Origin of the sequence: Streptomyces sp. NBC_00016 (genome assembly GCF_045040885.1) — a bacterium.
Taxonomy (GTDB): domain Bacteria; phylum Actinomycetota; class Actinomycetes; order Streptomycetales; family Streptomycetaceae; genus Streptomyces; species Streptomyces coriariae.
This window is the reverse complement of the sequence record NZ_CP108304.1, coordinates 1,373,147-1,387,256: the sequence shown is the minus strand read 5'-3', so window position 1 is coordinate 1,387,256 and position 14,110 is coordinate 1,373,147. Positions and strand designations below refer to the sequence as shown.

Below are 14,110 nucleotides of genomic sequence, written 5' to 3'. Positions count from 1 at the left end.
TCGTAAAGGAACCCCGTGATGCGCAAGTCATCCCTCCGTCGTGCCTGTGCGGCCCTCGCCGCCGTCTCCTCCCTCGCGCTCGCCGCCACCGCCTGCGGCGGCACGACCAAGGAGGACGTGAAGAACGAGAGCACCGGTGCTGCCGCCTCGGCCGGCAAGGCCGACCCGAACGCGGCCACCAAGAAGGGCCTGACCGTCGGCTTCCTGCCCAAGCAGGTCAACAACCCCTACTTCACCAGTTCCGACAAGGGCGGCGAGGCGGCGCTGAAGGAGCTGGGCTCCAGCTACAAGGAGGTCGGCACCAACAGCGGCACCGACACCTCCGGCCAGGTCTCCTACGTCAACACGCTGACCCAGCAGCAGGTCGACGCGATAGCCGTGTCCGCCCAGGACCCGGGCGCCCTGTGCACCGCGCTCAAGCAGGCCATGAGCAACAAGATCAAGGTCGTCACCTACGACTCGGACACCAACCCCGAGTGCCGCAACGCCTTCGTCTCGCAGGCGTCCGCCGAGGACCTGGGCCGTACCGAGGTGCAGCTGCTCGCCGAACAGATCGGCTACAAGGGCGAGATCGCGATTCTGTCCGCCGCGCAGACCGCGACGAACCAGAACACCTGGATCGACTTCATGAAGGACGAGCTGAAGGACGCCAAGTACAAGGACATCAAGCTCGTCAAGGTCGCGTACGGCGACGACGACGCCCAGAAGTCCTTCCAGCAGACCCAGGGCCTGCTCCAGGAGTACCCGAACCTGAAGGGGATCATCTCCCCGACCACCGTCGGCATCAAGGCGGCCGCCCAGTACCTGTCGGGCTCCAAGTACAAGGGCAAGGTCAAGCTGACCGGCCTCGGTACCCCGAACGACATGCGCACCTACGTCAAGAACGGCACCGTCGACGCCTTCGAGCTGTGGGACCCCTCGAAGCTCGGCGCGCTGGCCGCCCAGACGGCGGTGGCGCTGGTCTCGGGCCAGATCACCGGCGCGGAGGGCGAGACCTTCAAGGCGGGCGGCACCACGTACACCATCGGCAAGGACGGCGTGATCAGCCTCGGCAAGCCGACCGTGTTCGACGCCAAGAACATCGACCAGTTCAACTTCTAGTCGCCGGACACCTCAACCCCCCACGGAGGAGCGGTACTTCATGCAGCGCGTCTGTTTCCTGCTCAAGGTCCGACAGGACCGGCTCGCCGAGTACCGCGAACGCCATGCCGCCGTGTGGCCGGAGATGCTCGAAGCTCTCTCGGCCACCGGCTGGCACAACTACTCCCTGTTCCTGAGAGACGACGGCCTGCTCGTCGGCTATCTGGAGACCGAGGACTTCGCCGCCGCCCAGGCCGGCATGGAGGCCGCCGACGTCAACGCCCGTTGGCAGGCGGAGATGGCCCCGTTCTTCGAGTCGCTCGACGGAGCCCGGCCCGACGAGGCGATGAAGCCTCTCACCGAAGTGTTCCACCTCGCCTGACACCCCCGTCCCCTCCCCGCTGTTCCCGGCTGTTCCTCGCTGTTCCTCGCTGTTCTGATTCCCGCTCTCGCAGACGATGGAGTCCCCCGAGATGAGACGACGCACCCTGCTGGCCGGCGCTCTCCTCAGTGCCGCGGCGTCCCCCGTCCTCGCCGCCGGCACCGCCCGCGCCGCCGACCCCGGCCCCTCGGTCACCAAGAAGGCCACCACCCAACTCGACGCCACGGCCGTGTTCTTCGTGTCCTACGACGGCCTGGTCAACAACAACTCGTTCCAGAAGAACGGCCTGTTGACCTACAAGGGCTACCAGTACGCCGCCTGGTACACCTCGACCAGGAACGCGGTCGTCGCCCGTCGCGTCCTCGGCGGCACCACCTGGTCCACCGTCACCCTCTCGCACCAGCTCAAGGCCAGCGACTCGCACAACGTCATCTCCATGGGCGTCTCGAAGGTCGACGGCCGTCTGCACCTCAACATGGACTCCCACAGCGACGGCTTCTTCTACGTGAAGTCGGCTGCCGGACTCCTGGACAACCCGGCGGCCACCTCCTGGACGACGTCCGTCTTCGGCGCCGTCCAGACCACCCTGGACGGCCTCGCGCTCACCACCCAGTTCACCTACCCGCAGTTCATCGCCACCCCCGAGGGCAGGCTCCAGCTCAGCTACCGGGTCGGCATCTCCGGCAACGGCCGCAACGCCCTCGCGGAGTACGACGGTTCGACCTGGACGAACCTCGGCGAGTGGTCCAGCTCGACCGGCACCTACACCAGCGAGCACGGCTCCTCGACCGTCCGCAACATGTACCTGCACGGCATGGACTACGACGTCAACGGCCGGCTGCACTCCTTCTTCACCTGGCGCGAGCAGAACGGCGCCGTGATGTGCTCCAGCGGCGGCATCACCAACCACGACACCGGCTACGTCTACTCCACCGACCGCGGCCGCACCTGGCTGAACAACGCGGGCACCGTCGTCGGCACCACGGGCGGCTCCGACAAGGTCGCCGTCACGGACGCCGGACTCGTCGTGGACGCGCTCAACCCGGACCACTCCCTGATGAACCAGGAGAGCCAGGCCACCGGCTCCACCGGCCTTCCGCACGCGATCATCAGCTACGTCCCCGGCCGCTTCGGCCAGTGCACCACCAACTACGTCAGCGACCGCACCGCCAACGGCCGCGCCTTCCATCTGCGCAAGAACTCCTCCGGGAGCTGGCAGAAGACGGAGATACCCGTCGTCCTCGGCTCCAGCCAGCGCACCAAGCTGGTCCTGGACAAGTACGACAACGCGTACGCGATCTTCCCCTTCGGCCGGATCGCCGGTGCCTCCAAGGCCTCCGGCTACACGGACTGGACCGTGCTCTTCGACGGCAGCGGCCTCAACGCCTTCGGCGAGGTCGTGATCGACGAACTGCGCGTCAAGGCCGACAACGTGCTGTCCTTCATGTACCAGGAGAAGTCGAGCGGGACGACCCCCTCGGCGCTCCACGTCGTGGACTTCGCACTGCCCGCATGACCCGAATCCGTACTCGGACAGGGGTGCGGCGGGGTGACGGTAATGTGAAGGCCGTCCCGCCGTATCCCGTTCACCTGGAGGTCCCCGCCTGATGGCCCAGCCGGTGGGAATCAAGGACGTCGCCCGTGCCGCCGGAGTCTCCGTCGGCACGGTGTCGAACGTCATCAACCGCCCGGACACCGTCGCCACCGAGACCCGGGCGCGCGTGCTGTCGGCGATAGACCGGCTCGGCTACGTGCGCAGCGAGTCCGCCCGGCAGCTGCGCGCGGGACGCAGCCGGATCATGGGGCTGCTCGTCCTCGACATGGGCAACCCCTTCTTCGTGGACGTCGCCCGCGGCGCCGAGCGGGCCGCCCGCGACGCCGGGCTCGGTGTGATGGTCTGCAACAGCGCCGAGAGCGCCGGCGAGGAGGCCGAGTACCTGTCGCTCTTCGCCGAGCAGCGGGTGCGGGGCGTGCTGCTCACCCCGGCCGACGCGACCGGCCGCAACATCGCCTCCTTCCGCCGGCACGGCATCCCCTTCGTCCTCGTGGACCGCGTCTCCGAGGGCACCACCGAGTGCTCGGTCTCGGTGGACGACGTGGCGGGCGGCGCGCTCGCCGTACGGCATCTGGTCGACGCCGGTCACCGTTCGATCGCCTATGTCAGCGGCCCGCCCGGTTTCACCCAGGTCCGCGACCGCCGTACCGGAGCCCTGAACGCGCTCGCCGAGGCGGGCCTCGGCCCCGAATGCCTGCGTGAGCTGCCCACCGAACGGCTCGACGTGGCCGCCGGGCGGGACGCGGGCGCCCGCCTGCTGGGCCTCGGCGACCGCCGCCCGACCGCCGTGTTCTGCGCCAACGACCTGCTCGCCCTCGGCGTGCTCCAGGCGATGTACTCGGCGGGGGTGAAGGTACCGGAGGACCTGGCCATCGTCGGCTACGACGACATCGAGTTCGCGGCCGCCGCGGCCGTCCCCCTCACCTCGGTCCGGCAGCCCGCCGTCACCATGGGCGCGCTGGCCGCCGAGATGCTGCTGGAGGAGACCGAAGAAGGAGGAGCAGGAGGGGCGGGAGGAGCAGGAGGCGTGGGCGCCGGCCGGCACGAACACCGGCGGGTGGTGCTCCAGCCGGAGCTGGTGGTGCGCAGGTCCAGCCTGTCGGCGCGCTGAGCGACGGTTCAGTAACCGTGCTGAGTGCCCGTTCAGTAGCTGTTCATGATCCCCCGGGCTCCTGCACGGCCCGGACATGTGCTGAACTGGGACGCGGCCCTTACACCGATCGTCCCGGGAGCCTCCGTTGTCCGTCAGCTACCGCCAGCCCGGCGTCGTCCTCACCGACCGTCGCTTCACCGTCCCCCTCGATCACGCCGACCCGGGCGGGGAGACGATCGGGCTCTACGCCCGCGAGGTCGTCGCGAGCGAGAAGGCGGACCAGGACCTGCCCTGGCTGCTCTACCTCCAGGGCGGTCCCGGCTTCGGCGCCAACCGCTTCGTCGGCAGGCCGGCCTGGCTCGGGCGGGCGCTGAAGGAGTACCGCGTCCTCCTCCTCGACCAGCGGGGCACCGGCCACTCCACCCCGGCCAACCGCCAGACGCTCCCGCTGCGCGGCGGCCCGGCCGAACAGGCCGACTACCTGGCGCACTTCCGCGCCGACTCCATCGTCCGCGACGCCGAGCTGATCCGTCGCGAGGTCACCGGCGGCGCCCCCTGGACCGTGCTCGGCCAGAGCTTCGGCGGCTTCTGCACGGTCACCTACCTCTCCCTCGCGCCGGAGGGCCTCGCCGCCGCCCTGATCACCGGCGGTCTGCCCGCTCTGGACGCGCACGCCGACGACGTGTACCGCGCCGCCTACCCGCGCATGGAACGCAAGGTCGCCGCGCACTACGCCCGCTACCCGCAGGACGTCGACCGCGTCCGCCGGATCGCCGACCACCTCCTCCACCACGAGGTGACCCTCCCGAACGGCTACCGCCTCACCGCCCCGGCCTTCCAGACGCTCGGCATCCTCCTCGGCGGCGGCGAGGGCAGCCACCGCCTGCACCACCTCCTCGAAGAGGCCTTCGTCCCCACCCCGCACGGCCCGGCGCTGTCCGACGCCTTCCAGGAGGAGATGCAGAGCCAGCTCTCCTACGCCGGACACCCTCTCTACGCCCTGGTCCACGAGGCGATCTACGGCCAGGACGGCCGCCCCACCGCCTGGGCCGCCGACCGGGTGCGCGCCGAGTTCCCGCAGTTCGACGCGGCGAAGGCGCTCACCGGCGACGGACCGCTGCTGCTCACCGGCGAGACGGTCCACCCCTGGATGTTCGACACCGACCCCGCGCTGCGCCCGCTCCGCGAGACCGCCGAGCTCCTCGCCGCCCGCACCGACTGGCCGCCCCTGTACGACTCCGCGCGCCTCGCCGCCAACGAGGTCCCGGTCGCGGCGGCGATCTACCACGACGACCTGTACGTCGACACCGCCCACTCCCTGCGCACCGCCCGCGCCATCCGCGGCCTGCGCACCTGGGTCACCGACGAGTTCGAACACGACGGCGTCCGGGCCGGCGGCCCCCGCGTCCTGGACCGGCTGCTCGCCCTCGCCCGTGACGAGGCGTGACCCCCTCGTCACCGGTTAGTCTGCGGGCATGACCGAGCCGACGATCACCCAGCTCCAGCCCATGCCCGAGGACTGGCGGCGGGCCCTCGCCGTGGTGGCGCACCCGGACGATCTCGAGTACGGGTGCTCCGCGGCGGTCGCCGCCTGGACCGACGCCGGCCGCGAGGTCGCCTATGTGCTGGCGACGCGGGGCGAGGCGGGCATCGACACCCTCGCGCCCGCCGAGTGCGGACCGCTGCGCGAGCGGGAGCAGCGGGCCAGTGCCGCCGTGGTGGGTGTGTCGACGGTCGAGTTCCTGGACCACCGGGACGGCGTCGTCGAGTACGGTCCCGCCCTGCGCCGCGACATCGCCGCCGCGATCCGCCGGCACCGCCCCGAACTGGTGATCACCCTCAATCACCGTGACACCTGGGGCGGGGTCGCCTGGAACACCCCCGACCATGTCGCGGTCGGCCGCGCCACCCTGGACGCGGCCGGGGACGCGGGGAACCGCTGGATCTTCCCGGAACTTCTCGAGCAGGGCCTGGAGCCCTGGAACGGCGTGCGCTGGGTCGCGGTGGCCGGCTCCGCGACGCCCACCCACGCCGTGGACGCGTCGGCGGGACTGGAGCGGGCGGTGGGCTCGCTGCTCGAACACCGCGCCTATATCGAGGCGCTGACCGACGAGGAGCCGGAAAGCTATGTACGGGGCTTCCTGACCGGGGTGGCGAAGTCGGTGGGCGAACGGTTCGGCGGCCGCCCGGCGGTGGCGTTCGAGCTGTTCGGCCGGTAACCGGGCAGGTCGGCCCGTATCGCATGCGTAGGCTGGACGGCATGCAAGACAAGACGGTGGACCGGACCGGACTGCGCGGCGACTGCGAGAACTGTTTCGGCCTGTGCTGCGTGGCCCTGCCCTTCGCCCGCTCCGCGGACTTCGCGATCGACAAGCCCGCGGGCAGGGACTGCCCCAACCTCGGCGAGGACCATCGCTGCGGGATCCACGCGCGACTGCGGCAGAGCGGCTTCACCGGCTGTACGGTCTACGACTGCTTCGGCGCCGGGCAGAAGGTCTCGCAGCTCACCTTCGGCGGCCGGGACCGGCGTACGGCCGCACCCGAGGACGCCCGCCGGATGTCCGAGGTGTTCCCGGTCGTCCGGCAGCTCCACGAACTCCTGTGGTATCTCACCGAGGCGCTCGGTCTGCCCGCCGCCCGCCCGATCCACGGCGAGCTGCGCCGGACCCTGGCGAGGACCGAGGAACTCACCCGGCTGTCCCCGGACGAGCTGCTCGCCCTCGACGTCCCGGCGCACCGTCAGGACGTCAACGTGCTGCTGCTGAAGACCAGTGAGCTGGCCCGGGCGGGTATCCGCGGGCGCAAGAAGGAGCGCCGGGGCGCCGACCTGATGGGCGCCCGTCTGCGGGGCGCCGACCTGCGGGGCGCGAACCTGCGCGGCGCCTGTCTGATCGCCGCCGACCTCACCGGCGCGGATCTGCGCGGAGCGGATCTGATCGGCGCGGACCTGCGCGACACCGGCCTCGCCGACGCCGACCTGACCGGCGTCTTCTTCCTGACCCAGCCGCAGCTGAACGCGGCCCGGGGGAGCGCGGGCACCAGGCTGCCGGAGTCAGTCACCCGCCCCGTGCACTGGACAGCGGGGCTCTGAGGGCGCCGTCGCCGCGCGCGCCTCGCCGACCGTCCCGCCGGACGGCGTCGGTGTCGGTGCGGGCGTCGGAGTGCGCCGGTCCAGGTGCATCCGCAGCCCGTCCGGCATCAGCGTCAGCCGTTCCGTGACCCGCAGCCGGTATGCCGGGTCGGGCCGCAGCTCGTAGCGGCGCAGCAGCAGCCCGAGCACCAGTGTGGCCTCGTGCAGCGCGAACTGCCGTCCGATGCAGGCCCGCGCCCCGGTGCCGAAGGGCTTGAAGGTGTGCGCGGCACGCGCGCGTACGGCCGCCGCGTCGAAGCGGTCCGGGTCGAACCGGTCGGCGTCCGGCCCCCAGGCCTCGGGGTCCCGGTGCAGCATGGCCGTCAGGATCAGCGCCCAGCCGCCCCGCCGCATCGGGTGCTCCCCGCCCAGCACGGTGTCCTCCCGGGCCTCGCGCGCGAACGCGGGCGCTGTCGGCCACAGCCGCAGCGCCTCGTCGAGGACCCGGCGGACGTATCGCAGCTTCGCGACCTGCTCGTACCCCGGCACGGCGGCGTCCCCCCACACCCGGTCCACCTCGGCGCGGGCGCGGGCCGCGATCTCGGGATGGCGGGACAGATAGTGCAGGGCGAAGGAGAGCGCGCCCGAGGTGGTCTCGTGGCCGGCGACCAGGAAGGTGACGACCTGACGGCGCACGTTCTGCGCCGACAGCCGCTCGCCCGTCTCCGGGTGGGCGGTGTCGAGCATCCGGTCGAGCAGGTCGCCGTCCCCGCCACCGCCGTCGCGGCGCGCCCGCACCAGCTCGTCGACCGTGCGGTTCAGATGGGCGATGTCGGCCTCGTTGCGGCGCGCGGCCCGGCGCAGCAGGGCGGGGGAGGGCACGGTGTTGAGGCGCTGTGCGTAGGTGAGGGTGCCCACCATCGCCGTCACGAAGGGGTGCGGCCGGGCGCGCTCGAAGGACGCGAAGTCGTGCCCGAAGCCGGTGCGGGCGATCGTCTCCAGGGTCAGTTTGGTCATGTCGCCGGGTACGTCCACCGCCCGGCCCGCGGCCAGCTCGCGGTCCCAGTGGCCGGTGAGCCGCTCCGCCACGTCCAGCATCATCGGGTGGTAGGCCGCCATCGCCTCCCGGCTGAACCCCGGAGCCAGGACGTCGTGGGCCAGCTGCCAGTTGGGTTCGTGGTTGTACGCCGTGAACAGGGCGTCCCCGACGACGGGCCGCAGATTGGCGATGCCCAGCCCCACATGCTTGGCGAACCGCGTCTCGTCGGCCATGTCGGCGGCCAGGCCGGCGCCCCAGACGAACACGAACTCCCGGTTGAACGCCTTGCGGCGGAAGATCGGCCCCAGCTGCCCGGCGTACCGCAGGGAGTCCTGGAGGGGCGTGCGCCGGCTCGCGCCCAGCACATCGCCGAGCAGGGGGAGCCGACGCGGCGGATGCGGTATGCGCTCCAGCTCGGGCCAGCCGAGCTCCGCGCTGCGGAACCCCTTCGGCAGGACCTCCCCCGACGCGGGCCCCGACGCTGGCCCCGTCGTCCCTGTCGTGGCCGGTCCACCCGTCGTCCCCGTCGTCTCCGCCATGACGCGATCTCCCTTGATGCAGCGGCAGGTTGAGCATGTTGTACGTGGGTTCAATAGCGGGCTCAGTCTGCTGCCGCTGTTGAACCGACGTCAAGTAAAGTGCGGGGATGGCCGCGAACCAGGGGGAGCGCACCCGGCGCCGACTCAGTACCGAGGAGCGCAGGGAGCAACTGCTGTCGGTCGGCGCGCGGCTGTTCTCCGAGAGCCCGTACGACGACGTGTGGATCGAGCAGGTCGCCGAGATCGCCGGGGTCTCCCGGGGCCTGCTGTACCACTACTTCCCCACCAAGCGGGACTTCTTCGCGGCGGTCGTGGAGCGCGAGAGCCGGCGGATGCTGCGCATGACGGCGGCGGTTCCCGGTGTCCCGGTGCGCGAACAGCTGGCGTCCGGCCTCGACACCTACCTGGCGTACGTGGCGGCCCACGCCCACGGCTACCGGGCCTTCCACCGCGCCGACGCCTCCGGTGACCAGGCCGTGCGCCGGGTCTACCGGCAGGCGCTCGCGGCGCAGGAGCGGCAGATCCTGGCGGCGCTCGGCGCCGACCCGGAGTTCGGCCCGGTCTTCGAGGAGCGCCCCGACGTACGGCTGGCGGTGCGCGGCTGGCTGGCGTTCACGACGGCGGTCTGCCTGGAGTGGCTGCGGGGGTCGGACCTGTCCCGGGAACAGGTGGGGGAGTTGTGCGCGCGGGCGCTGCTGGGGGTCATCGCGGGCCCGGCGTGATCATCGGCCGGAGGGTCCTGCGCCTTCGTTGCCGAGGTCGGGCGGCCGGTGTCCCGGTCGAACATGGTGCGGTCATGGTTGGCGAACCCCCGGATCTCCGATAGGTTAGGCAAGGCTTACCTAAGGAGGATTTGGGATGGGTGACAGCCAAAGCTGGGCGGCCGTGCCTGCCGCCGCCGAGCGGGCCCGTTCGGTACTCGCGGCCTCATGGTCCTGCGCGGTGACCGCGGACGGCGGGCGCGAGGAGTTCGTCGGTGCGCACACCGTCGACGAGGACGGCCGGGTGATCCTGCACGTGCCCGAGGACAGCGCCCTGCTGACGGCCGCGATCTGCGCGCCCCGCGGGGAGCCGTCCGCCGTGCTGGAGTTCGCGGACGTGGCGCCCGTCCCGGTCCGCGGCCGTATCCGCGCTCGGCTCTGGCTGGCCGGCTGGTTCACCCCCGAGGACGGCCACCTCGCCTTCCACGCCACCCGTGTCGTGCTGAAAGAGCCCTCCGGTGCGGTCGTCGTCGACCTCGAGGAGTTCGCCGACGCCGAGCCCGACCCGCTCGCCACCGCCGAGGCGCACCTGCTCACGCATCTCGCCGACGCCCACCCCGACGCCGTGGAGCGCCTCACCCGGCTCGTCCAGCGGGACTGCCTGCACGGCGCCGTCCGGGTCCAGCCGCTCGCCGTCGACCGGCACGGACTGACGCTGCGCATCGAGCGCGCCCGCGCCCACGGCGACGTACGCCTGCCCTTCCACGCGCCCGCCGACGACGTCGGCCAGCTCACCGAGCGCATGCACGTCCTGCTCACCCAGGCGGCCGCCGCCGCCTGTCCCCGAGCCCTACAGCGGCAGCGCACAGACGGCGACGGGTGACGCGAACGGCTCGCCCGTGAGGCGCAGTTCACCGTCGGTGCCGTCCACCCGGAAGACGCTGACCGTGCCGGAGCGCTGGTTGGCCGCGAACAGCAGGCCGCCGTCGGGGGAGAGGGCGATCTGCCGGGGGAAGTCGCCTTCCACCGGCACCGTGCCGAGCAGCCGCAGCCGGGCCCCGTCCGCCTCCACCGCGTAGCGGGCGAGCGTGTTGTCGCCGCGGTTGGCGAGGAAGGCGTACCCGCCGTCCGGCGTGACCGCCAGCTGCGCCGGGTAGTTGGTGTCCGCCTTCGCGCCCGTGGACTGCGGCCTCCCGATCGTCAGCCGGCCGCTCGACGGCTCGTACGCGCAGACCGCGACCGAGTCGTCCGCCTCGTCGGCGAGATAGGCGTACCGGCCGCCGGGATGGAACGTGAGGTGCCGTGGACCGGCGCCCGCCCGGGTGTGCGCCTGCGCGACCTCAGTGAGCGTGCCGGCCTGCTCGTCCAGGCGGTAGCTGTACACCGTGTCCGTGCCGAAGTCGACGGCGAGGACATGGCCGCCGTCCGGAGCCGTGATGAACTGGTGTGCGTGCGGCCCCTGTTGGCCCGACCGGGGTGCCGGACGGCTGTGCGTCACCCGGTCGGTGTGCTCGCCGAGCGCCCCCGAGGCGGCGATCGGGTGCACGGCCACGCTGCCCGAGCCGTAGTCCGCGCTCAGCAGCCACCGCCCGCCCGGATGGACCGACAGGTGGCAGGTGTGCGCCCCGCCCGTCGGCCGGCCGCCCAGCACCTTCCCGTCGGACAGCCGCACGGCGGTCACCGCGCCCCGCTCACGTTCGTTCACCGCGTACAGCGTTCCGCCGTCCGGGTGCACCGCGAGATACGACGGGTCCTGGACACCCGTGATCGTGCCCCGCCCGGTGATCCGCCCCGAGGCGGCGTCGTACGAGGCGATGCCGATGCCCTTCCCGCCGCCCTCGGCCGAGGTGTAGGTACCCAGGTAGAGCGGGCGGGGGCCGGTGGAACTCCGCGAGGGATCCGGGGCGGCGGACGCCGACGCCGACGGCTGCCCGGGCGGCGCGGCCTGCGGCGAGTCCTGGCTCTTCGCCGGGCCACCGTCGCCGTCGCCGCCACTGCCGCACCCGGCGAGGGCCGACGCGGCGGCCGCGCCGCCGAGCATCCCGACGAAGCCGCGCCTGCTCCAGCCTCCGCCGAGCTCTCGGCCTGGCCCGGCGCCGGGGGACCCCCGGCGCGCCGCTTCCGTCCCACTGCCCATGCCCGCACCTCAGGTCGTCGTACGCCTCCGCCGTGACAGCCACCTTGACCCGGCCGGGCCGTCGAACGCAAAAGCGGACCCCACGACGCGGCGGACGGCGGGCGCGAACAGCGAGGCGCGCGGCAGCCGGAAGGTGCGGTTCGGGCCGACCGCCCTGAGCAGCGATGTCATCGGGCGGCCTCCGGGGTGTCGCAGCCCGTTGCCCGCGCGGCCTCCACGAGCCGCCGCCTGTACGGGTGCCGGGGATCGGGCGGGCGGCCGGGTGCGCCGGGCGGGCGCTGGGGCTCGGCCCTCGTGGCCGAACGGCACCGGTTTCCCCGGGCGTCCCGCGGGTGCTGCGGAGCGGGGAGGCGGCCGCAACGGGTCCAGGGCACCGGACGGGACCCCACGCCGACCCCGTCCGGGGCCGACTCAGGAAGAACGCCGGCCGAACCCCGTACGGTTCCGCCACAGCTGGTCCTGCACGCCCAGGCGCTCGCGCAGCCGGTTCAGCCGGGGCATCCGCTCCCGCTGCTCACGGCTGTTGCGGTCCAGCTCCTCCAGGAGACGGCGGGAGCGGTGCTCGGTGTCGAGCTCGTCGATGATGCGGGTGGCCTCGGTCAGCACCGCGCCGTGCAGCTGCCACTGGCGCGCGTCGTGCTGGAGCTGCTCCAGCAGCAGCTGGGCGAGCTTGTCGCGGGTGGCCGCGGCCTGCCGCAGCTCGGCGGTGAGCCGCTCCTCGGCGGCGTCCGCGTTGAGGCTGACGCTCGTGGTCACCAGCACCGCGAAGCTGACCACCGCGTCGGCGATCTCGGACAGCAGCCGCTCCACGACCTCGCCGGTCCCGTCCGGGAACAGCGGCTGCGGCTCGCGCTCCTTGGCGAGATCGGTGAGGCTGCGGGCGAGCACCCGCAGTACCACCGTGCAGATCTCCAGCGTGTCCAGACCGGTGCGCAGCACCACCCGGTGCAGCAGCCCCTCACGCACGCGTGGATTGAACCGCAGGCTGTCCTCGGCCTGCCGCAGGGCCGCGTCCACCTGGACGATGTCGTGGTCCAGGCGGCGCGCCTCGTGCAGCCGGGCGGCCGCCTGCTCCACCGGGGTACGGCCCGAGGCCTCCTCGCCGATGCGCAGCATCAGCTGGCGCAGCCGGCGGGCCAGCCCCTCGATCGACTCGCCCGCCTCCTCCACCCACACCGGAGGCGGCAGCAGCAGATTGCAGCCGAGCCCGACGAACGCGCCGATCAGCGTCTCCACCACGCGCGCCCACGCCGTGTCCCCGACGGTGGTCACGCCCAGCACCAGCATGGCGCTGATCGCCACTTCGGGGACGTACTCGTCGACCCGCACCAGATGCCCCACCGCCAGCGAGGACACGATCAGCAGCGCGAGGCTCCACCAGGTCAGACCCACCAGGAGGCTGAAGGCGATGGCCACGAGCACGCCGGCCACCACGGCGTTCACCCGGCGGATGCCGTTGGTGAGCGTCGCGTACAGGGTGACCTGGACGACGAGCAGCGCGGTCAGCGGCGCGGTGAGGGGCAGCGCCTCGGGGCTCAGGCGCAGCGCGATGACATAGGCGATCGTCGCCGCGGTGGCGGACCGCACTGCCTGGACGACGACGGGTTCCCGGTGGCGCTGTACCAATCGCACGAGCGGTGCCGCTCGCTCACGTACTTCTTCTTGCATCGACAGTCCAGTTCCCCTTCCCCCGCGGCCTCGAACGTTTCCTCACCACCTCGCGGCACGCGAGGGGCGACCGGCGGCCTCGATCGGCCGCATTGAGGACCGTCACTGTCCGCAAGTGAGCCTAGATTGATCTCATCAGCCGGGGAAGACACCGGGCAGGCAAAACGGAGGGGGAAGCTCCATGGCGGACAAGGCAGCCGGGTCGGAAGAAGCGGTCACGGCCGACCGGGCCGACGGGGCGGGCACGCCGGACATCGACGTCCTCACCAGGGCGCACGCCTACCTGCGGGAGGTGGTCGCGGCGGTCGGCGACGGGCAGTGGGGGGCTGCGACCCCGTGCGACGCGTGGACGGTACGCCAGGTGCTCAACCACGCCCGCATCGACCAGCAGGGCTACGGCCTCGCGCTCACCGGAGGCCGGCCCGACAGCGACCCGTTCCACCCGGCCGACGCGCTCGACGGCGATCCGGCGGCCGAGCTGGCGAAGGTGCTGGACGCGGTGGCCGGGGCGTACGCCGGGCTGCCCGCGGACACCGGGCAGGTGCCGACGCCGCTGGGCCCGCTGCCGCTGCCCCTCGCCATCGGCGCCGCCGCGATGGACGCGGCCGTGCACGCCTGGGACATCGCCGTGGCCACCGGCCAGGACCGCCCCCTGCCGGCCGGGACGGCCGAAGGGATCGGGCCGGCGGCGGAACACCTCGTGGACCACCTGCGCGACTCGTACCAGGTCTTCGCCCCGGCGCGGGAGACCCCGGACGGCCACGACCGGTCGGCGACGCTGCTGGCCTTCCTCGGCCGCGACCCGCGCTGGTCCCCGCGCGCGAACTGAAGGGGGCCGCGTAGCGG

13 protein-coding genes are annotated in these 14,110 nt (G+C 72.5%); 10 read left to right on the top strand and 3 right to left on the bottom strand.

Going from position 1 to position 14,110, the window contains the following annotated elements:
- The first annotated feature begins 18 nt into the window (after positions 1-18).
- From rhaS to OG933_RS06180, 7 genes are all read left to right on the top strand, one after another.
- Positions 19-1,101 (top strand): rhamnose ABC transporter substrate-binding protein, encoded by a 1,083-nt coding sequence (gene rhaS, locus OG933_RS06210; RefSeq protein ID WP_054241113.1) that lies wholly within the window; start codon positions 19-21, stop codon positions 1,099-1,101.
- A gap of 40 nt (positions 1,102-1,141) precedes the next feature.
- The gene (locus OG933_RS06205; RefSeq protein ID WP_020127639.1) at positions 1,142-1,462 is read left to right on the top strand and encodes an L-rhamnose mutarotase; all 321 of its coding nucleotides are present in this window, start codon (positions 1,142-1,144) and stop codon (positions 1,460-1,462) included.
- Positions 1,463-1,553: 91 nt separating this feature from the next.
- The gene (locus OG933_RS06200; protein ID WP_405625781.1) at positions 1,554-2,978 is read left to right on the top strand and encodes a BNR repeat-containing protein; all 1,425 of its coding nucleotides are present in this window, start codon (positions 1,554-1,556) and stop codon (positions 2,976-2,978) included.
- Positions 2,979-3,069: 91 nt separating this feature from the next.
- The gene (locus tag OG933_RS06195; protein WP_405625780.1) at positions 3,070-4,128 is read left to right on the top strand and encodes a LacI family DNA-binding transcriptional regulator; all 1,059 of its coding nucleotides are present in this window, start codon (positions 3,070-3,072) and stop codon (positions 4,126-4,128) included.
- Positions 4,129-4,255: 127 nt separating this feature from the next.
- A complete protein-coding gene (locus OG933_RS06190) occupies positions 4,256-5,557 on the top strand; it encodes an alpha/beta fold hydrolase (protein ID WP_405625778.1) in 1,302 nt (433 codons plus the stop codon).
- A 28-nt stretch (positions 5,558-5,585) separates the two neighbouring features.
- Entirely contained in the window at positions 5,586-6,329 is a 744-nt protein-coding gene (locus OG933_RS06185; protein ID WP_267023117.1) for a PIG-L deacetylase family protein, read from the top strand.
- Positions 6,330-6,370: 41 nt separating this feature from the next.
- The gene (locus OG933_RS06180) at positions 6,371-7,201 is read left to right on the top strand and encodes a pentapeptide repeat-containing protein (protein WP_362519495.1); all 831 of its coding nucleotides are present in this window, start codon (positions 6,371-6,373) and stop codon (positions 7,199-7,201) included.
- On the opposite strand, the gene OG933_RS06175 is transcribed toward OG933_RS06180, so the two are convergent.
- Positions 7,163-8,758, bottom strand: a complete 1,596-nt coding sequence (locus OG933_RS06175; protein WP_405625776.1) for a cytochrome P450 — start codon at positions 8,756-8,758, stop codon at positions 7,163-7,165. The genes OG933_RS06180 and OG933_RS06175 overlap by 39 nt on opposite strands.
- Positions 8,759-8,865: 107 nt before the next feature.
- On the opposite strand from OG933_RS06175, the gene OG933_RS06170 reads away from it, so the two are divergent.
- Positions 8,866-9,480 (top strand): TetR/AcrR family transcriptional regulator, encoded by a 615-nt coding sequence (locus OG933_RS06170; RefSeq protein ID WP_142267405.1) that lies wholly within the window; start codon positions 8,866-8,868, stop codon positions 9,478-9,480.
- A 136-nt stretch (positions 9,481-9,616) separates the two neighbouring features.
- Complete coding sequence (locus OG933_RS06165; protein ID WP_362266523.1) at positions 9,617-10,342, top strand: DUF2470 domain-containing protein; 726 nt, start codon at positions 9,617-9,619, stop codon at positions 10,340-10,342.
- Here the strand turns inward: OG933_RS06165 and OG933_RS06160 are convergent.
- Positions 10,310-11,500 (bottom strand): lactonase family protein, encoded by a 1,191-nt coding sequence (locus OG933_RS06160; protein ID WP_405633256.1) that lies wholly within the window; start codon positions 11,498-11,500, stop codon positions 10,310-10,312. The genes OG933_RS06165 and OG933_RS06160 overlap by 33 nt on opposite strands.
- Before the next feature lie 507 nt (positions 11,501-12,007).
- Positions 12,008-13,264 carry an FUSC family protein gene (locus tag OG933_RS06155; protein ID WP_362519502.1) on the bottom strand — a complete coding sequence of 419 codons (1,257 nt, stop codon included), beginning with the start codon at positions 13,262-13,264 and terminating at the stop codon, positions 12,008-12,010.
- Positions 13,265-13,445: 181 nt separating this feature from the next.
- On the opposite strand from OG933_RS06155, the gene OG933_RS06150 reads away from it, so the two are divergent.
- A complete protein-coding gene (locus OG933_RS06150) occupies positions 13,446-14,093 on the top strand; it encodes a TIGR03086 family metal-binding protein (RefSeq protein ID WP_405625775.1) in 648 nt (215 codons plus the stop codon).
- Positions 14,094-14,110: the final 17 nt, after the last annotated feature.